The organism is Chitinophaga sp. 05T412, from assembly GCF_056396465.1.
Map to the genome: position 1 here is coordinate 104,154 of NZ_JBFTLN010000005.1, position 20,314 is coordinate 124,467.

19 protein-coding genes are annotated in these 20,314 nt (G+C 45.4%); 8 read left to right on the plus strand and 11 right to left on the minus strand.

Annotated features, from left to right (window positions below; all coding sequences use genetic code 11):
• Window positions 1-64: 64 nt before the first annotated feature.
• The 7 genes from bcp to AC1DFM_RS12905 all read right to left on the minus strand — a co-directional run bounded on the left by bcp (window position 65) and on the right by AC1DFM_RS12905 (window position 7,538).
• On the minus strand, window positions 65-535 hold the full coding sequence (gene bcp, locus AC1DFM_RS12875) for a thioredoxin-dependent thiol peroxidase (protein ID WP_477077143.1): 471 nt from the start codon (window positions 533-535) through the stop codon (window positions 65-67).
• A 28-nt stretch (window positions 536-563) separates the two neighbouring features.
• Window positions 564-2,252, minus strand: coding sequence for a M23 family metallopeptidase (locus tag AC1DFM_RS12880; RefSeq protein ID WP_477077144.1), 1,689 nt, complete (start codon window positions 2,250-2,252; stop codon window positions 564-566).
• Between the two features lie 148 nt (window positions 2,253-2,400).
• Window positions 2,401-3,210, minus strand: a complete 810-nt coding sequence (locus tag AC1DFM_RS12885; RefSeq protein ID WP_477077145.1) for an ABC transporter ATP-binding protein — start codon at window positions 3,208-3,210, stop codon at window positions 2,401-2,403.
• Window positions 3,210-3,986, minus strand: a complete 777-nt coding sequence (locus tag AC1DFM_RS12890; RefSeq protein ID WP_477077146.1) for an ABC transporter permease — start codon at window positions 3,984-3,986, stop codon at window positions 3,210-3,212. Before AC1DFM_RS12890 ends, AC1DFM_RS12885 begins: the two co-directional genes overlap by 1 nt.
• A gap of 70 nt (window positions 3,987-4,056) precedes the next feature.
• The gene (locus AC1DFM_RS12895; RefSeq protein ID WP_477077147.1) at window positions 4,057-5,823 is read right to left on the minus strand and encodes an OmpA family protein; all 1,767 of its coding nucleotides are present in this window, start codon (window positions 5,821-5,823) and stop codon (window positions 4,057-4,059) included.
• 40 nt (window positions 5,824-5,863) lie between these two features.
• Window positions 5,864-6,853: a PspA/IM30 family protein gene (locus AC1DFM_RS12900; protein ID WP_477077148.1), complete on the minus strand. Its 990-nt coding sequence runs from the start codon at window positions 6,851-6,853 to the stop codon at window positions 5,864-5,866.
• Between the two features lie 4 nt (window positions 6,854-6,857).
• Window positions 6,858-7,538, minus strand: a complete 681-nt coding sequence (locus tag AC1DFM_RS12905) for a hypothetical protein (protein WP_477077149.1) — start codon at window positions 7,536-7,538, stop codon at window positions 6,858-6,860.
• Window positions 7,539-7,909: 371 nt separating this feature from the next.
• On the opposite strand from AC1DFM_RS12905, the gene gldA reads away from it, so the two are divergent.
• From gldA to AC1DFM_RS12935, 6 genes are all read left to right on the plus strand, one after another.
• A complete protein-coding gene (gene gldA / locus AC1DFM_RS12910; protein ID WP_477077150.1) occupies window positions 7,910-8,824 on the plus strand; it encodes a gliding motility-associated ABC transporter ATP-binding subunit GldA in 915 nt (304 codons plus the stop codon).
• A gap of 115 nt (window positions 8,825-8,939) precedes the next feature.
• Window positions 8,940-10,229, plus strand: coding sequence for a phosphopyruvate hydratase (eno, locus tag AC1DFM_RS12915; RefSeq protein ID WP_477077151.1), 1,290 nt, complete (start codon window positions 8,940-8,942; stop codon window positions 10,227-10,229).
• A 99-nt stretch (window positions 10,230-10,328) separates the two neighbouring features.
• On the plus strand, window positions 10,329-10,643 hold the full coding sequence (locus AC1DFM_RS12920; RefSeq protein WP_477077152.1) for an FtsB family cell division protein: 315 nt from the start codon (window positions 10,329-10,331) through the stop codon (window positions 10,641-10,643).
• A gap of 108 nt (window positions 10,644-10,751) precedes the next feature.
• Complete coding sequence (locus tag AC1DFM_RS12925) at window positions 10,752-10,970, plus strand: hypothetical protein (RefSeq protein WP_477077153.1); 219 nt, start codon at window positions 10,752-10,754, stop codon at window positions 10,968-10,970.
• Window positions 10,971-11,010: 40 nt separating this feature from the next.
• Entirely contained in the window at window positions 11,011-11,658 is a 648-nt protein-coding gene (gene nth, locus AC1DFM_RS12930) for an endonuclease III (RefSeq protein WP_477077154.1), read from the plus strand.
• A 2-nt stretch (window positions 11,659-11,660) separates the two neighbouring features.
• Complete coding sequence (locus tag AC1DFM_RS12935; protein ID WP_477077155.1) at window positions 11,661-12,389, plus strand: YqjF family protein; 729 nt, start codon at window positions 11,661-11,663, stop codon at window positions 12,387-12,389.
• 10 nt (window positions 12,390-12,399) lie between these two features.
• Here the strand turns inward: AC1DFM_RS12935 and AC1DFM_RS12940 are convergent, their stop codons facing one another.
• Window positions 12,400-12,987, minus strand: coding sequence for a DUF6134 family protein (locus AC1DFM_RS12940; RefSeq protein WP_477077156.1), 588 nt, complete (start codon window positions 12,985-12,987; stop codon window positions 12,400-12,402).
• Window positions 12,988-13,115: 128 nt separating this feature from the next.
• A complete protein-coding gene (locus AC1DFM_RS12945; RefSeq protein WP_477077157.1) occupies window positions 13,116-14,966 on the minus strand; it encodes a 2-oxoacid:acceptor oxidoreductase subunit alpha in 1,851 nt (616 codons plus the stop codon).
• Window positions 14,967-15,246: 280 nt separating this feature from the next.
• Here AC1DFM_RS12945 and AC1DFM_RS12950 point away from each other — a divergent pair, with 280 nt between their 5' ends.
• Both AC1DFM_RS12950 and AC1DFM_RS12955 read left to right on the plus strand, forming a co-directional pair.
• On the plus strand, window positions 15,247-15,987 hold the full coding sequence (locus AC1DFM_RS12950) for a Bax inhibitor-1/YccA family protein (protein ID WP_477077158.1): 741 nt from the start codon (window positions 15,247-15,249) through the stop codon (window positions 15,985-15,987).
• A gap of 523 nt (window positions 15,988-16,510) precedes the next feature.
• Window positions 16,511-17,257 carry a head GIN domain-containing protein gene (locus AC1DFM_RS12955; RefSeq protein ID WP_477077159.1) on the plus strand — a complete coding sequence of 249 codons (747 nt, stop codon included), beginning with the start codon at window positions 16,511-16,513 and terminating at the stop codon, window positions 17,255-17,257.
• 106 nt (window positions 17,258-17,363) lie between these two features.
• Here AC1DFM_RS12955 and AC1DFM_RS12960 read toward each other — a convergent pair whose 3' ends face one another.
• Window positions 17,364-18,815, minus strand: coding sequence for a 2'-5' RNA ligase family protein (locus AC1DFM_RS12960; protein ID WP_477077160.1), 1,452 nt, complete (start codon window positions 18,813-18,815; stop codon window positions 17,364-17,366).
• A 9-nt stretch (window positions 18,816-18,824) separates the two neighbouring features.
• Window positions 18,825-20,093 carry a kynureninase gene (kynU, locus tag AC1DFM_RS12965; protein WP_477077161.1) on the minus strand — a complete coding sequence of 423 codons (1,269 nt, stop codon included), beginning with the start codon at window positions 20,091-20,093 and terminating at the stop codon, window positions 18,825-18,827.
• Between the last annotated feature and the right edge of the window lie 221 nt (window positions 20,094-20,314).

Sequence of the window (20,314 nt, forward strand, 5' to 3'; positions counted from 1 at the left end):
AAGAAGCTATAAAAGCAAATGGCCTAAGCGATGCTTAGGCCATTTGCTTTTATAGCTTCTTACTTTATGCTTTCGGCTCCCAGAGTTCCAGGATTTCTTCCGTATGATTTTTAGTATCCGGCTTTTTGATGATATGGGCAATCACGCCTTTTTCATCGATGAGGAACGTAGTACGATGTATTCCGTCATAGGTTTTTCCCATCATTTGCTTTTCTCCCCAAACACCGTACTGGTTTACGATCTTATGGTCTTCATCTGCCAGTAAAGTAAACGGCAGATCAAATTTTTCGATAAACTTCTGGTGACTTTGCTCGCTATCAGTGCTTACGCCTATTACCACATACCCTTTTTTCAATAGTGCATCGTAGTTATCACGCAGATTGCAGGCTTGTGCCGTGCAGCCTGGGGTATTGTCTTTTGGATAAAAATACAGCACCACACGTTTTCCTTTAAAGTCAGTCAGGGACACCTTTTCGCCGTGCTGATCAGGTCCTTTAAAAACCGGGGCTTTACTACCTTCCGTTAAGTTTGTCATATAGCGTTTTTTAGCTGTTATAAGAATACTAGCGTTTGAATGAAAGGCGATAAGTGCCTTCATTACCTGCAATATCAGTTACTTTCATCACCAGCACATGTGTTCCTGGCTGGCAGTGTTCATCAAATGTATAGGTCAACACATTGCCTCTACGGGAAAATAGCAGCCATTTGCCATCCAGCTCTGCGCGATAGCTTTTAATACCGCTGGCATCACTCATGGCAAAGGCTATTTTGCCTGCCTTCGCCAAATTGGCGCCAGGCTTCACTCCCACTGGTGTTACCTTCGGTGCTATGGTATCCACTTCCAGGTGGAAATTGCCGAAGTCGCGGAAAGAGCCTCTGTACCAGCCGTTCTCCAGCGTAGTGGATGAAGCGTTGCTACCCATGCCTTCACGTATCATCACTATTTTAGATTGCAGATTTTCCGGCACATTGCGGGAAGGCTTTAGCAATACATTGAAATAGTCGTGTACCGGCACCAATGGCGTATGCAGATGATACACGTTGGAATAAGCCTTAGTGCTTACTGATGGCGTTTCTGCGTAGTTGAAGCAAATTTTGTCATATAATGCTTCTTCATCCAGGTAAAATTCTACCTGGTTATTTTCGAAAATGTTACGGGAATCCGGGTACATTTCATTGGCGCAGGTTTTATCTGCAGCTTCCGGCCCGCCCTGTTGCAGGTGCAGCTTCACGGTAGAAGTATTGCCATAGGCATCTTTTACCAACAGCTTTACTTCGTGTACCGCCCCATCTTCCAGGTGAATGGTACCATCGCCTTTCAGATCATGGTAAATGTCCAGTTTGTTGCCGGGCAGAGAGAAAAGGAGCTGATAGTAAGGACCACCGCCCTTCTTCACTTTATAATCGATGTGTGCGTTGAGATAACGGGTTTCGTCGTAGCCGATATTATCCAGCTGGAAATCGATATCAGGTTCACCATTTTGCAGCAGGGTTACTTCATATATGCCGTAGATGTTACCGGTATTCATCCGGTCCACGGCGCTTACTCCCAAGCTGGCTTTGGCCGCATTGATTTTAATAACCGGTTGTGTAGTTACATATTCACCGTCTACCTTTTTCACGGGCAGCGTAATGGGTTGTTGCTCGTAAATACTTTTATCCCGGTCATATACCGCAATGCGATATACGTCTGGTGCGTGGGTATCGGCAATATCAAATCCAAAAAGTAATGGATTCAATGGCTTTTCTGTTTGGGTATTGCGAATTTCGAAGTGCAGGTGTGGTCCGGCAGAACCGCCGGTATTACCGCTCCAGGCAACAAAATCACCTTTCCTTACTGGAAACATACCGGCAGGAATTGCCAGATCACTGGCCCAGCTTTCTGCCTGGTATTGTTGCTTTTTCACATATTGCTGCAGGGCAGGAAAAAAGGCATTCAGGTGGGCATATACAGTCGTATAGCCATTGGGGTGAGTGATGTACAACACATTCCCAAAACCGGTATGGGATACGCCGATACGACTCACATATCCATCTGCGGCAGCGTGTACCGGCAAATTTTCCTTTTGCTGGGTTTTAATATCCATTCCCGAGTGGAAGTGGTTAGGGCGAAGCTCACCGAAGTTTCCGGCCAGCTCGATTGAAACATTCAACGGATTTCTGAAATAGCCTTGCGGGTAGTCCTTTACCGGAATGGATTGCGCGTGTAGTAATTGCGGTAGTAAGCAAAATAAACCGATGACTCTCTTCATAATACTGCAAATGTAGGGAAAAGAGCAATTTATGCTATCTGCTGAGGTGCCCGCATTTTTTTAAGCGGAGGGTAAGGGAAAAATTTAGGGAGATGAATACCGCCACGGCGTTTCCATCTCCCTAAACTAATTGTTATAATATTATTGCTTACAGTTGCTTCTTAATAGTGGCTACAAGCTGCTGGAATCCGGCATCCTGACGAATTTCAGGCTGCCAGGCGTATCCCATTTTACACAGGTCATATTCCTGGATAATGGTAGCTCCTTCTTTGCCTTCTTCTTTACCCAATACCCAAACGGTATCAGAAATAGCGGCGGCGTTCTCAATATCGTGGCTTACAATAATCAGCGTATTTTCTTCATGCAAGGTGGATACTTTGATCAGCAGCTGAATTACCTTATCGATCATGAGCACATCCAAACCGGAAAAGGGCTCATCCAATAAAATAAACTTGTTGCCGGTAAGTACCTGCTGAATAATGCTCACACGCTGACGCTGGCCACCACTCAACTGTGCCGGGTACTTTTGCAGGTGTTCTGTTAACTGAAACGTACCTGCATAGTCTTCAATAATGCGCTTTTTCTCCTCTTCCGTGAGCTTAACGGCTGCATTATCCAGTCCTATTTTCAGATTGTGATAAATAGTACGGTGGTTAAAGAGAATATAGTTTTGCGGTACAATCCCTACCTCTCCTGCTTTCACCGGATGCTGATCGCTATCTATTTTTACCACCCCTTCCGTGGGTTGAATCAACCCTGACAAGGTCTTAAACAGCTGTGTTTTACCAATACCGCTTCGGCCGATCAATGACACCACCTGTCCCTGTTGCATATCCGGGCGATGTATGTCGTGAATACAGAAGTTGATATCGCGGAGAATGGTTTTATCGCCATACTGCAGTGTAAGATGTTCCGCAGTCAGTAACGGCTGGTGTTTCGTATATACGTTGGCGTTCATTAGCGGGTAGAAAGTTTAGTGTAAGGAAATAACCATTCCCGGAATTTACCGAGGATATAGTCAAAAAAGATACCCAGCAAAAAGATGATCACCAAGGTACTGAATACCACATCCAGCTGTACATATTTGTTAGCACGGATCAGCATTACACCAAGGCCGCCTTCGCTCATACTCAATCCCTCTACAGAGGTGATCATGAGCCAGGCAATGGCGAAGTTCTGACGCATTACTTCAAATACCTGATCCAGCCGTCCTACAATAATTACTTCCCACAAGGTTTTCCAGCTGTTCATACGCAACGTGGTGCACAGTTCAAATTCCTGCTTGTTGATGCCATCGATTACAGACAACAACGAAGTAACAAAGAAGGGAACAATACCAAAAATCAGCAGGCTGAGCTTCAGTTCATGTCCGTTCTGTGTCCACAGGGTAAAGAGGAAAGTTAAACCGGTGAGGGTAAGGTACCGGCACTTAATGACAAAACGTGCAATTGGATTAAAAAGCGGAACGATAGAAAGGTAACTGATCACCAGGGCAATCACAATCGAGATAAACATCCCTTTGATGGTGAGTACCAAACTGGCGAATAAATCATCAATAAAAGATGGAGTCTGAACTACTTTACCCAGTGTTTGCAATACTTTGAGCGGTGTTGGAATCAATCCGCCTCCGCTGAGCTGCCATACTACCAATGCTATCACTACTTCCGCAATCACCAGCGATACCATCGCACGGCGGTTGAGTACCCGCAGCGGTTCAAAAAAAGATTTAATCACATCTAAAGTTATTGGTGAAACGAAAAGGGATTGTGTTGTTCAGGGATACCTGAACAACACAATCATCATATTACTGACCTAATACGATCTGTACACGACGGTTTTTAGCGCGACCATCGTTACTATTGTTGTCTGCAATTGGTTTAGATGAACCATAACCTTTTGACTCGATACGGGCTTCCTGCAGGCCTTTACCTACGAGGTAATTTCTCACTGCTTCTGCGCGTTCGTTAGATAATTTTTCGTTAGCGGTTTCATTACCTACGTTATCGGTATGTCCGTAAACACCTACTTTCAGACCTTCTGCTACTACCGCACTTTTCAGGATCTCATCCAATACTGCGTGTGAACCAGCTTTGATTACCGCACTACCGGTTTCAAACTGAATCTGGTAAGATTTGGAAGATACTTCTGACGTGATGTTATCTGCATATTTTTCCTTGATCGCGGCGCCTTCCAGCAGTTCCGGGTGATTAGCTACCACAGAAGCCAGGAACGACTTGTCTACCACCTGCGTGTATATCGGATAGGTAGGCATTACTTCAGGATACATTTTAGTGAGGATTTCACCAAAAGTGCTGTATACGATTTTGTAACGGTCAATCGCATCCTTGCCCATACCAAAGGTATTGGCAGCATCGGTCAGGTTGAAGGCCATAGATCCACCCAATGGGATATTCAGTCCCTGTACATCTTTTTCTTCTACACCGTTATAGTATTTCAGCCAGTATGCACCATTTTGTTCATTGTATACTTTCGCAGATACGTCACCGGCAAAGGCTTTCGCATCGTTGAAGGAACGTACCTGGTCGCCGGCTTGTGCCAGGGCGATGATCAGGTTTTCGATATCTGTACGGTGATCGTAAGCAAACTTCTTGATGGTGATGGTGATATTCGGCATCTGTGAAGTGTATTCACGGGTAGATGCGATGTTTACCAGACCACCTTTTTTCTGCGCTACGTTTACGTCGCCGGGAGTCCAGGTGGCCACGCCGTCTACGCCCACTGTAGTGTCTTTGCTGGTTTTCTTACCATCAATGACCAGTTTGCGGTTCTCCTTGTAGCCTGCAATGTATTTTGCACCGGCATCCAGGAAGTCGTTCGCAGCAATGATGTTGATAGCGTTGCGGTCGTAAGACGTTTCATCCGGATTCACGGGGATGTTGTTATCACCAGCCCATTTCAGCATGATGTTCAAGTCACCATCGCGGAGTACACCAGCAACGGTTTTACCGATAGCTGTTTTAGGATCTCTTTTCCATTCAACAGGTCCCATCAGTTTATCTTCACCATAGCTTTTACCCATGGTATAGAAAGCGATTGGCTGATAGTCAGGTCCCAGTGGTTCCAGTTCCTTGGCCAATGCGGCAAAGAAAGCAGGCATACCATCTCCCATGAAGGAAGCGAAGATACCGGTGGTGTTAGGATTCTTCTTATAGTCCTGTGCAAACTTTACCATGTCTGCAAGGGATTTATTACAGTCGTCCTGGCGTACCAGTTGTACTTGCAATTTAGCTTTATCAATCAATGAACCTTTGGTAGTATTGGCGCCACCGTTGGCGTACATCAGCGCGAACTGGGAGTTCCACGCCATTACGCGCCAGGATATTTTGGTACCGCCGTTCAAAGCTTCTGTACTTTCTGGTAAAGGCAATTTCATGGCGTTCCCGGCCAGTGATGCTTCTGCAGCATCCGGGAGGGTTACTTTTCCAATTTGGGTGGCTTCTTTTGCTTCTTTGGGGCGTTTATCCCACCATAACACTTTTCCTGCATAGATGGCACCTAACAGCAGTACGATGCCAAAAACCTTTCCACCGGGTTTTACTTTCACGGCCATAGTTGTAATATTTGTTGATTAGAGGTTGTTGTTGTTTTAGTTAGCTTAACAGATCGTTGTAGTTGTCAGTACGAACCGTACCAGGTTGTTGTGGTACGCGGGAAGGTTCCCATTTCTGTATGTCCAGTTTATATGTTTTATCGGGGTCGTAAGATTCCAGCATCTTCAGGCCTTGCAGCTCGTAGGTGGCATTATCCAGGTCTATAGAGCGCATAAAGTCTGTTGAATAGTTGATGGCTTTCTTCATGCTGGCCAGTTTAGTGGCGATATCCTCTTTCAGGAATTCCATGGATTGTTCCACCATCAGTTTTTTCTCCGGATCTCCGTTGAAAATTTTGAGTGCAGATGACAGTGCTTTGTTACCGGAGGTCACAGACTTGTAGAGGTCTTTTTTCAGTTCCAGTTCATTGCGGGCATCTTCAATCATATAACCGCTGTTTTTATGCACTTTGGTGAGATAATCACCAATGCGGGCGAGGTTATCGCGGATAGGCGTGAGCTGTGCGATGTATTCTTTCACACGGGCAATTTGCCTGGTAGCATTACCTAACTCCGGCAGCATGTTGTTGTTCTGAGCGGCTTTAGCGCGGCTCAGCAGCTGGGTCATTTCCTTTTCCTTATCGCTGATCTTGAGATCAATTTTTTCTTTCTGTGCGTCTACTTCAACAGATTGATTGTACAGTTTTTCGCGTTGTTCTTCCATATCGCCGATATAGTCTTCAGCGATGAGGAAGGGGTCCAGTTCAATGACGAGGCCTACGAGTTTTTTCATCAGCCACTCGTACAGGTAAAACAGGCTAAGGCGAAGTTTACGGTGTGTAACACAGTAGAGGAATACGCCCAAACATACCAGTGCGATACCAAAGTTGAGGGTGTTCCATACCACCGCAGTCAGGATAGGAATTACATAATAGCCGATAGCGACCAGCAGTCCTAATCCGATCAGGATGCCGAATTTACCTCCTGGTCTGTTCCAATAAGATTTCAGTTTCTGCCCCTGGTCGGTGGCAGGAAAGTATTGCGTCTCCATAGCGTTAAAGCGATGTTTCTATTTTTTGAATGTCTGTGTTTATTTTTCTGACCATTGCTTCGCAAGCCACCTGGTAACCCTGGCGGTTAGCGACTATTTTCTCCTCCTGTTCAGCCATTTGCTTCTTCAGTTGTTCTGTTGTTGCCTGTGCCTCTGTGATTTCTTTGGTAAGCTGTTGGATCAGGGCTGCATTATCTGCCATCTTCTTTTCTAGATCCTGTAATTGCTGATGTCTGCCATCTACTTCGGTACTGGCTTTATCGGCAACTGCTTTCTCAAATTCAGCCTTATCCTGCTCAATGATTTGTTTGTACTGGGCAGCGCTTTCAATGAGCCTGTTTTTGGTGAGGCCTTGAATGCTAAGGGTAGCATACACCGCAGACATCCGGGCATTTTCATCCTTTACATGCGCTTCCAGAGTGTCCATCATCTTCCAGAATTCGTAATAATCAGGTCCTGGAAAGTTGCTTTTTTCAAACAGCGCACTGAAGTGCTGTTCAAACTTGTCCATATCTGCGGCAGATAGCGCCACTGGCCCTGGTGGCCGTTGTGGCTCGGATACTGACGGATTACTAAGCGGGAATTTTTGCGACAGAGAGGACGGTTCAGGCCTCCTGACTTCGCTGTTTTCTTCGGGTTCAAATTCCACAAAAAGGCCCATTGCTTTTTTTAGAAAGTTTGACATCAAAATTTGGGTTGAAGCATGAAAGTGGTTTTATATGTAGTGCTTTATGTAAGTGCTTTGCCTGTATAGGTTATATAACGTATAGGTGATACATTAAATGCAAGTTATATGCCAATGTCAGTGCAGGTGTTTTTGTTCACATATAGGTGTTAGTTAATTTCGCTATAAATATATATATATTTCGCTGAAGTAGTACCAAAATGGCGGAATTGAGGAGCAGCACGCTTTAAAACCCCTTTATTCCTGTCTGGCAGCCCCTATTAGCCCGGATTTTTTGGTACAAAAAGGTTATTCCGGCCTCTGCCATATTACCCGTTACAGTTTATCCTCTTTTTATAGTACATTAGAACCCGCAAAACGTGCAACCATACATGTCTATCAAGGTATCAGAACTTACTAAAGTATACGGGGAACAACGGGCAGTGGATGCAATCTCCTTCGAGCTAAAAAAGGGTGAAATCACGGGTTTCCTTGGGCCAAACGGCGCGGGAAAATCTACTACCATGAAAATGATTACCGGCTTTCTGCCACCTACCAGTGGAAAAGCCAGTGTGTGTGATTTCGATATTGTTACCCAGTCGCTGGAAGTACGCAAAAGAGTAGGCTATCTGCCAGAATCCAATCCTTTGTACTACGATATGTATATCCGGGAATTTCTGGAGTTTATAGCGGGCGTCCACCAGCTTGGAAAGGACGGTCCACAACGGATTGACTCCGTTATCCGGCTGACAGGATTACAACCGGAGCGGCATAAAAAGATTGGTGCGCTGTCCAATGGTTATAAACAGCGTGTAGGACTGGCGCAGGCCTTATTGCACGACCCCGAAGTGCTGATCCTGGACGAACCTACTACCGGCCTTGACCCCAATCAGCTGGCGGATATCCGGCAACTGATCAAAGAACTGGGCGCCAATAAAACCGTGATCCTTTCCACGCATATTATGCAGGAAGTAGCCGCACTTTGCGACCGTGCCATCATCATTAACAAAGGAAAAATAGTAGCCGACGATAAATTGTCGGTATTACAGCAAAACAATACCGGGAATGGTTATTTACAGGTTACCTTTGCGGAGTCTGTAACGGAAACTGAATTGCTATCAATCGGCGGAATCGCCCGTGTGGTGGCCGTGGAGGAGCATAGCTGGCAATTATTTACGAGCCAGGTAGATGAGGTAAGAAAAAACCTGTTACAATTTGCTTTGATTAATAACCGGAACATACTTTCTTTGCAGAGCAATTCACAAAGCCTGGAAACTATTTTCCGGGAAATGACGAAGAATGCTTAACCATGGGGTGTCATCTAATGGGGTGAATATTAACAAATAACATATCCGTTTAGCTAAAAGCTAACTGCTGGTAGCTAACAGCTAAATATCGCTAACAATAATAACTTTTCGAATTATGAGTACTATTTCAGAAATCCATGCCAGACAAATTCTCGACAGCCGTGGTAACCCTACAATTGAGGTGGATGTAACCACCGAAGACGGCCATTTTGGTCGTGCAGCAGTTCCATCCGGTGCTTCTACAGGTAAGCACGAAGCGGTAGAACTGCGTGATAATGATAAAAGTGTTTACATGGGTAAAGGCGTTCTGCAGGCTGTTGCCAATGTAAATGACATCATTGCTGAAGAACTGATTGGCTGGGAAGTTACAGACCAGGCCGGCATCGATAAAATGCTGATCCAATTGGATGGTACTCCAAATAAAGCCAAACTGGGTGCTAACGCTACCCTGGCAGTGAGCATGGCGGTAGCCAAAGCTGCTGCTGAAGAAAGCAACCAGCCACTGTATCGCTACCTCGGCGGTGTTAACGCTTTCACCCTGCCTATTCCTTTAATGAACATCATCAATGGTGGTGCGCACGCAGATAATAAAATCGACTTCCAGGAATTCATGATTGTACCGGTAGGTGCACCTTCTTTCTCTGAAGGTCTGCGCTGGGGCGTGGAAATATTCCACCACCTGAAATCCGTACTGAAGAAGAAAGGTTATAGCACCAACGTAGGTGACGAAGGCGGCTTTGCTCCTGAAATCCAGAGCAACGAAGAAGCTATCGAAACTGTACTGGAAGCTATCAAAGCAGCTGGTTACGAACCAGGTACCCAGGTAGCCATTGCACTGGATGCTGCCAGCAGCGAAATGTACGATGAAGCTACTAAGAGCTACAAATTCTACAAGAGCTCCCAAAAAGTAATCAGCAGCGATGAAATGGTGGCTTACTGGACAGAATGGGCTAACAAATATCCAATCGTTTCTATCGAAGACGGTATGGCTGAAGATGACTGGGATGGCTGGAAAAAACTGACTGAGTCTATCGGTAAACGTGTACAGCTGGTAGGTGACGATTTATTCGTAACCAACGTACTGCGTCTGAAAGAAGGTATCGATAAAGGTATCGCTAACAGCATCCTGGTGAAAGTAAACCAGATCGGTACCGTTACTGAAACCATCGATGCAGTAAACATGGCGCACAAAGCTGGTTATACTTCCATCATGAGCCACCGTTCCGGCGAAACTGAAGATACTACCATCGCTGACCTCGCCGTAGCACTGAACTGCGGTCAGATCAAAACCGGTTCTGCTTCCCGTACTGACCGTATGGCGAAATACAACCAGTTACTGCGTATCGAAGAAGCACTGGGTGAAGTAGCCATTTATCCTACCAACTCCATCAGCGTTAAAAAATAATCAATAATGATAGTAATTACGGATTTACGGGCAGCATTCATCTGCCTGTAAATCCGTAATTCGTTATGTACAATTCCAATTTCTTTAGTAAATTGCCATATGTCCTGGTCCAAGTCCATCCGTAACATGCCAAAGTTTTTGAAGAATAAGTTCTTCATAGCCTTTGCTGCGTTTGTGATATGGATCTCCTTCCTGGACAAAACAAACCTCATGTCTCAGTACCAGTTCCAGTCTGAGGTGAATAAACTGGAAAATCAGAAGGCTTTCTTTATCCAGGAAATCAAACAAACCAAAGAAGAACAGCAGGAGCTGCTTTCCAGCCCTGAAAAACTGGAGAAGTTTGCCCGCGAAAAATATTATATGAAGAAGGATAATGAAGACCTGTTCATTATCACGCCTGCCCCAAAGCCCTAACCCACCTCCTCTCTTGCGTATCTTAAAAATTTATCTTAAATTAACAATAGATACCGTGCTTACACCGTTATAAAAAAGAACCTATTCTTAGTATTAAAATAATAATGCATGAGTAATTTTACACTTTCTGTACTGTCAACCCTGTGTCTTGTTACAAAAAGCGACATTAAACATCACCAGGAGGAACTTTCTTTAACCCAGGAAGAGCAGGCTTGCTTTGAAAATACCCAGGCTGCGCTCAATACTGTGCGTTATTCGCCACGGCCGGCTACCCTGCAGGTTATTTTTGACTATGCGGCCAACAAACAAACTACAACAGAAAAGTAAGAGCAGTCCTTACTTTTTCCATTTTTCCTATCTTTAGGGCATGACTCAAAAAGAGCGTTATGCATTTGTTCTCAAGTACTTTGAGGATCATGCACCGAATGCCGAAACGGAACTGATTTACGACAATCCTTACCAATTGCTGGTAGCTGTTATCCTGTCTGCCCAATGCACTGATAAGCGGGTAAATATGACCACGCCTGCCATCTTTGACGCCTATCCGGATGTATATGCCCTCAGCAAGGCTACCTTTGATGACCTCTTCCCACTGATACGGAGTATCAGCTACCCGAACAACAAAACCAAACACCTCATAGGAATGGCGGAAATGGTGGTGGAAGACTTCAACGGGGAAATACCTGCTACCGTACCGGAACTCGTAAAACTGCCCGGCGTAGGCCGTAAAACAGCCAATGTAATCACCTCTGTGGTACATCATCAACCCAATATGGCAGTAGATACCCATGTATTCCGGGTATCGGCACGCATTGGATTGACTACCAACGCCAAAACGCCATTGCAAACAGAACTGCAACTGCTAAAGCATATTCCAAAAGAGAAAGTACATATTGCCCATCACTGGCTCATTTTACATGGCCGCTACACCTGCGTGGCCAGAAGCCCTAAATGCGGGGAATGCGGGCTCAGACCAGCCTGTAAGTATTATGCAAAGCTGATAAAAGCCAATTAACAATGCGCCCGTTTCTGACTGCTGCCTGGAGAAACCTCCTGATGATCAATTTCGAGGCCGACCCTGCGGTGCTCAAAACGTATTTACCTGCTCATACGGAATTGGATACCTGGAATAATATCCACTATGCCAGCCTGGTAGGTTTCCTGTTCCAGGACACACGGGTAAAGGGCCTTAGTTTACCTGGCCATCGCACATTTGAAGAAGTAAATCTCCGCTTCTACGTGCGTTTCAAAGAGGGCGGGAACTGGAAAAGAGGGGTGGTATTTGTAAAGGAACTGGTTCCTAAACCATTGATCACCTTTGTAGCAAATACGATTTACAAAGAAAAATATGCAACGCATCCTATGGAGCACCATTGGGAGTATCCGGATGCCGCTACACTGAAAGTAGCCTATAAGTGGAAAGTAAATAATGAGTGGAATCATTTAACTGCMACCGCGTTGCAGGCAACACAACCGATTATTATGGGCAGTGAAGAGGAGTTTATTACCGAGCATTACTGGGGCTATACACGCGTGGATGCTACTACTACCGGTGAATACCAGGTGACTCATCCACAGTGGCATACCCATCCGGTTAGCCATTTTGATTATCATTGCAGCACGCGGCTTCTCTATGGCGCCGCTTTCGAAAATATGTTACAGCAACCGCCCCGCAGTGCACTGCTGGCAACCGGCTCAGAGATTTCCGTGATGCCGGGCAGAAAGATCCGCACGGCTCCTTTTTAAGTGAAAAAATTCAGCTGACTTTTACAAAGATGGCCTTGCCAAAAGAGTGGTTCACTTCTACAAGTACCAGTGTACCATTTTCGTATTTAAATACGTTCTTTTTCCCCTCCGGCAGTAAGAGTTCATACATCCCTCCTCCCAGCGATTTTAATGGCAGGAAGCGGCCCAGCGTTTCAGAGAAAACACGTGTTAGTTGCCTCGGTTCGGTAAAATAGAGATCTGCCACACACTCTTCAATTTCCGCATTGTTTAATACTGACTTTTCCCCATCTACTGTAATCGTATATTCTTTACCGTTACGAACAGTCGTGGTACTTTTCTTATCATCTCCGTTTTTTATGCGGGAAGATTTGGCATTTGTGAGTACGTTATTACTGTATTCATTAATGATATCGCTGTTTACTTTCGACAACATCACCTGTATACGTGTTCTGATAATAATACTCTTGGCGGCTCCGCTGGTTTTACGGTTAGCTTCAATGGTACCTACCGCATGGTTTCCAACTCTCACTTCAAAAGTATTCGTTTGGGCATTTGCCCGCACATACACTACAGCTACAGTAATAACGGTTAGCAATACACGAAAAAGGTTATTCATAATAATTAACTTAAACTAACAAAAAATGTAGCTGCAAATTGTCTGTCAATACAGGAAAATACAAAAAATCCTGTCACGATGGACAGGATTTTTTATTGTGCAGTAAAACAATATGTTGCGGAAAGTACCTATGCGAGCATTTCTTTGATCTTTGTCACCAGTTCGCCTTTCGTAATAGGAACACCCATAATCTTATTATATCCTTGTGCATCAATCAGGAATTGATCACGAATAATTTTGATCAACTGACCGTTGTTAATTTCCGGAATCAAAACTTTATCGTAGCTATGAAGTATTTCACCGAGGTTTTTAGGGAACGGACGGATATGACGGATGTGTGCATGCGCCACTTCGTGTCCTTCTGCCAACAGTTCTAACACAGCGCTTTTTATTGCACCATAGGTAGATCCCCAGCCGAGCACCAGTATTTTTCCTTTTTCCGGGCCCAGTTCAATTTTTTGCAACGGAATATGATCTGCGATCTTATCTACTTTCTCCTGGCGGATTTTCACCATCAGCTGGTGGTTTTCAGGATCGTAGCTCACGTTACCGGTAATGTTCTGCTTTTCGAGGCCACCAATGCGGTGTTCCAGTCCTGGCGTACCGGGAACGGCCCATGGACGTACCAGGTTTTCGTCGCGGTGGTAAGGCAGGAACTGCTCCTCTCCTTCTTCCAATCCTTTTTTGAATTTCACTTCAATCTTAGGTAGATCGGCAGCTTTGGGGAAGCGCCATGGTTCAGCACCATTGGCAATGTATCCGTCGCTGAGGAAGATCACTGGTGTCATATGTTGTGCTGCGATGCGGAATGCTTCAAATACAGCATCAAAGCAATCTGCCGGTGTGGAGGCAGAAATGATCGGCATCGGGCATTCGCCATTACGGCCGTAGTAGGCCTGTAACAGGTCGGATTGTTCTGTTTTGGTAGGCAAGCCGGTAGAAGGTCCGCCACGTTGAATATCCACGATGATCAGCGGAATTTCCAGCATTACGGCCAGGCCCATGGCTTCGCCTTTCAATGCCATACCGGGACCAGAAGTAGTGGTAATGCCCATGTGTCCACCGTAGGAAGCGCCGATGGCAGAGGAGATTCCTGCAATTTCGTCTTCCGCCTGGAAGGTGCGGATACCAAAATTCTTGAAGCGGCTCAGTTCATGGAGGATATCAGAAGCCGGTGTAATCGGGTAAGTACCGAGGAATATTGGCAGGTTAGCTTGCTGAGAAGCGGCTACCAGGCCGTATGACAGGGCAGTATTCCCTGTAATGCTGCGATAGGTACCTGGTTCCATACGGGCTTTCTCCACCCGGTAGCGGGTAGTAAAGGCTTCTACGGTATCAGCGAAGTTGTAACCGGCACGTAATACTTTCAGGTTACTTTCCAGAATTTCTGGTTTTTTACCAAATTTCTCTTTGAGGAATACTTCTGTATTCTCCATGTTACGGTCGTATAACCAGTAGAGGAAGCCCAGTACAAACATGTTTTTTGCACGGTCTTTCTCTTTCATACCCAGGGTAGTGTCTTTCAGGGCTTCCCGTGTCATTTTGGTGACATCCATGGTGTGCAGCTGATAAGGAGCCAGGGAGCCGTCTTCCAGGGGATTAACACCTTCCGGATAATTGGCGAGGCGAAGATTCTTGGAGTCGAAGCCGTCGGTATTGGCGAGGATGATCCCGCCTTTTTTGAGTCCCTTCAGGTTTGCTTTCAATGCAGCAGCATTCATGACTACCAATACATCACAGGCATCACCGGGGGTAAATATTCTGTTAGAAGAGAAGTGTAGCTGGAAGCCGCTCACGCCGGGCAATGTACCTATTGGGGCACGTATTTCGGCCGGGAAATCCGGGAATGTGCTCAGGTCATTACCGAATAATGCGGTGTTGTTTGAAAACTGGGTACCTGTTAACTGCATCCCGTCTCCACTGTCGCCTGCAAATTTTATCACTACATCCTCCAGCTGTTGAATCGAAGTATTAGGCATCTATTTATCTTTTAAGGTATTCTTTTTAAAGATGTAAATTTAGGTAATCGGGCGGTAGTAACGCGCTAACTGGCAATATTATTCCCGATCCGATCACAAAAGTACACAACTTCAGTAGACTATTACCGCAGAAATCAGCTATTCCCATTACTTTTAGTTATGAGTGATAACCAGTAGTTATTGGTTATAAAAATGCTAATTTTGGCGGGATTTACCGGATTCTAATACCCCGGTATCGAATCAAATCGTATTTTTAACCCATAAATTTAAACTATACTTTATGGCACTATTTCAATCGAACAACCCTGTACTGAAGCAAAGTGTATTTGACAAAGCACCGCATATTGCAGGTGAGGCCATGACCATCCGTGGTACTGTGAACAAAATGTCTTTCCTATTGCTGATGTTGATGGCGGCAGCAATTTTCTCCTGGGGTGAATTTTCACGTGGTAGCAGCAGCGTAGTGCCTATGGCATTCGGCGGTGCTATTGGCGGTTTTATATTAGCAATGGTGATCATTTTTAAGAAAGAATGGTCTGGTTACCTGGCTCCTGCTTATGCTATAGCAGAAGGTTTGTTCCTGGGTGCTATTTCCGCGATGTTTGAAGCAAAGTGGCAAGGCATTGTACTGCAGGCAGTAGGATTAACTTTCGGTACTTTCATTGCCATGCTGGTTTTATACCGTACTGGTGTGATTCGTGCTACAGAGCGTTTTAAGTCAATTGTATTCACTGCTACACTGGGTATTGGTATTTTTTACCTGATTGCACTGGTATTGCGGATGTTTAATATTGAGATGCCGCTGATTCACAGCAGTGGTACTTTTGGTATTGTATTTTCGCTGATAGTAGTAGCTATTGCGGCGTTGAACCTGATACTCGATTTTGATATGATTGAGCAAGGTGCTGCACAAGGCGCCCCGAAATATTTCGAGTGGTATGCTTCTTTTGGTTTGATGGTAACACTGGTATGGTTATACCTGGAAATCCTCCGTCTCCTGAGTAAGTTGAACAGAAGATAATTTTAAGCAGCTGATAACTGCGCGAGAAAAGCCGTCACATTCACTGTGACGGCTTTTTTGTTTGCATTCCTGATAAATCGTTTTTGTTAATATCTTCCAAAAGATATGTTAAATGGCAGTTGTTCAAAATACTATGGCACCGTAATTGCAAAATCGGTATTCAACAACGAGTTCTTTAATACATTAACAGCTGCAGTTACTAATGAGGCATTTGGTTTGAACATGCGAAAGTGAGTGTATATACCGTTATTAATAAGCAAGCGCGAAAGCGTTATTTAAACCTGCAACTGTTACAGATGTTAATAGAGGAAGAGATTAAAAAAATTACATAAGAGCAATAGTTTGTTTTCATAGGGGTTAATCAAAAAGCCGGTTCCGTACGTCTGTACGGCCGGCTTATTTTTTTGTCGCCCTCCTTGTTTGGCGCCTCCCGTTTGTCTCTTTTTACGGAAATTAAATCCCCGCATAGGGGTATGTGTTTTTCCGAACGTCATTTTCTTGAAGCCCCTTAAAAAATGACGATATGAAAAGACAGTTTATCATTACATATACCAGTTTAAGTATTGGGTGGTTGCTCCTGATGGTAGCCATTTTCAGTATTATACTTTCCAGCTGTACCAAAGATAACATTGATGGTTCCGGCCATGTGGTATCTGAAACCCGTAATATCAGCCCACTGACGGATGTGGAAGTATCCGGCGACTTTGAGGTACATCTGAAACAGGGTGTAGCCACGAGTTTGGGCATCACTGCGGAGGATAATATTATAGGTATTGTGGAGACGGGTGTGCGCGGTAATACTTTGTATATACGTATCCGTGATCGTAAACGCCTTCGCCGCCATTTGCCAATAAAGATTTACGTGCAAAGCCCTATTTTTCAGCGGTTGCAGTTTGATGGCTCCGCTACGGTAGATAATCAGGATACCATACGAACGTCGCTTTTAAAATATGAAGTGAACGGAAGTGGTGCAGGATGGCTTACTTTAGCTACTGGCGCCCTTAATACCACTATTAACGGCTCCGGCAATATTGTATTGAAAGGTAAGGCCGACACACATAACAGCGAAATTAACGGCAGCGGTAATGTAGACGCCGCCACGATGGAAGTGCAGAAGGCAAATATTACCATCAGTGGTTCGGGTGAGCATGCTGCTTTTGTACAGCAGCGCCTGGACGTGCAGATTTATGGCAGCGGAAATGTTCGTTTTACCGGTGCAGCGAGTGTTGTCAGCAATATTATGGGATCAGGTAAAGTCATCAGGCTATAAGCCCTTAAGTTCGTATAACCTACACCGTTATACTGTCTGTGTTTTAAAACGAAAAAGGCCCCCGCATTTGCGGAGGCCTTTTGATATTTTACAGGTAGGGCTTTTATCAGGCACCACCTAATTTGCATTTCTGCAGCACTTCCCATGATTTACCGTTGTGACGGAGGAAGTAGAGGTTATTTACCTTGAAGGTAGCCTCATATTCCTTGTTTTCATATTCAGGCCATGCTTTATTAAACTGATCATCTTCCAGGTCTTTAAAGGCCACGGTTACGTGAGGAGTAAATCCTGTACGTGCCAGCATTGTACTGAAGCCAAATTCCTTACGCAGGAAGTTGATCAGCTGACGGTGCATAGCAGACATGGTTTCACTTTTTTCCACGTTGATGAAGAGTACACGGTTTTGTTTGTTCGGGAAAGTACCGAAGCCTTTCAGGGATACTTCGAACGGAGCCTGTGTTTTTGCAAACTCGGTCAGTTCATCACAGAAAGCTTTTTCCAATGCCGGATCAGCCGTGAAAGGTACTTGCAGGGTGATATGTGGCAACACTTTCAGTGCGTACATAGGACCATATTGTTCTGCAAATTCCTGTTTGATTTTTATGATTTCTTTACCTACTTCTGCAGTTGGCAGGAGGGCGATAAAGTAAATTTTATTATCAGGTTTTGGTTCAAAGCGTTGAGGTCTTCCACCCTGTCTTGGGTTTCCGCCACCACGGTATCCACCGCCGCCGCCACCGCCACGGTTGTAGCCACCGCCACCACCGCCGCTGTAACCACCGCCGCCGCCGCCACGATTGTAACCACCGCCGCCACCGCCGCGATCGTAACCACCGCCGCCACCGCCGCGATTGTAACCACCACCGCCGCCGCCACGATCGTAACCACCGCCGCCACCGCCGCGATCGTAACCACCGCCGCCACCGCCGCGATTGTAACCACCGCCGCCACCGCCGCGATCGTAACCACCACCACCGCCGCCGCGATTGTAACCACCGCCACCACCGCCTTCACGGTTGTAACCGCCGCCACCACCGCCTTCACGATTGTAGCCACCGCCACCACCGCCTTCACGGTTGTAGCCACCGCCACCACCGCCTTCACGGTTGTAACCACCACCATCACGGTTGTAGCCGCCACCACCGCCGTAGCCACCGCCACCGCGATTGTAACCGCCGCCACCACCATCACGGTTGTAGCCACCACCACCGCCTTCACGGTTGTAACCGCCGCCGCCATCACGATTGTAACCACCGCCACCACCGCCTTCACGGTTGTAGCCGCCGCCACCATCACGATTGTAACCACCACCACCGCCTTCACGGTTGTAGCCGCCACCGCCGCCATCACGATTGTAATCAGTACGCGGACGATATCCGCCTTCTCGATTGTAACCAGTGCGCCCCTCAGAGCTTCCACTGTTGTAGTCGGGCTTGCCGCCTTCCCGCTCGTTATTTAAATTGGGTTTGTCATCGCCTTTCTCCTTATTGGGATCATTCTCTTTGTTGGTATCAGAAGAATAAGGCCTGCGGGGGCGTTCGTTTCTCTCAAAAGTCATCTTACTTAATTAAGCGTTTGAAGCAATATTAGCTATGATTTCATAAAAATGAAATACGTCCTGATAGGAGTTATACAAGGGTGCCGGTGATACCCTGATAACCCCGGGCTCTCTCCAGTCAACGATTATACCGGCATCGGTCATCCGTTGATGTATTTCTTTACCTTTATCCTGGAACAACAAAGATAACTGAGCGCCACGTTCATTACAATTTTCCGGTGTTATAATCTGGAAGTTTATGCCTTTCAATTGTTGTAACAGGAATTCAAGATAATTCGTCATCTCTATACTCTTGGTACGTAAAGCGCCGATACCGGCCGCTTCAAATAATTCCAGGGATGCTTTCAGGCTAACCATATTAAACACCTGAGCGGTGCTTTGTTGCCATCCTTCAGCTTCTTTTTTAGGCACAAACCCTTTTTCCATTTTAAAACGTGCACTCTCTTCATTGCCCCACCAGCCACCTAAGCGAAGAAAATCGCGGTTACTGGCATGTTTCTCATGCACAAAAGCGCCTCCTACTGCGCCGGGACCGCCATTCAGGTACTTATAAGAGCACCAAACGGCAAAATCTACTTCCCAATCGTGCAATGCTACCGGTATATTTCCAGCTACATGTGCCAGGTCGAAACCTGCGTAAGCGCCTGCCTTGTGAGCGGCTGCTGTTATAGCGGGTATATCAAAAAACTGTCCGGTATAGTAATTTATACCTCCAAATAAAACTAGTGCTAAGCTATCACTTTCTGTGTTAATAATCTCTAAAATATCTTCTAATCTTATCAAATGTTCTCCGGGTCGCGGAGAAACTTCTATAATCGCACTTTCAGGATTGTAACCATGAAACTTAACCTGTGTTTCAACTGCGTATTGGTCGCTCGGAAAAGCTCCCGCCTCCATTAACACTTTAAACCGTTGTTTGTTTGGTCGGTAAAAACTAAGCATCATCAAATGCAGATTTACCGTCAGCGTATTCATCACCGTCAACTCCTGCTGGCTTGCGCCCATCATGGCTGTTAATGGCTTACTGCAATATTGCTGATAATATAACCACGGATGTTTTGCGGCCCAATAACCTTCCACTGCATATTGTTGCCAATCCGCCACTTCCTGTTCTATAGCTGCTTTAACATTCTTTGATTGTAAACCGAGTGAGTTGCCACATAAATAAATAGCATCCTTTCCGTTTCTCTGTGGAAAATAAAACTGATCTCTGAATTTATGTAATGGATCCTGCTGGTCCCTCTCTTTAGCAAAAGCTAACGATGCTACGTACTCCATGGTCTTCCAATCTTCTTATTGCGCCTTAGTGTCGTTCTTTTAATGTTTAATGGCGATTTCTGCTAGTTGTCAAGAAAAGCTGAACTTTTATCTATCTCTATCTTTCTTAATTATATATACTATTACAGGCTAAATGGCCTAACTGTTCAAAACAGACTGTCTTTTAATATCTCACTTCTTATTAATCATGGCATATAAGGCTAAGGCTGTATATGGCTAGT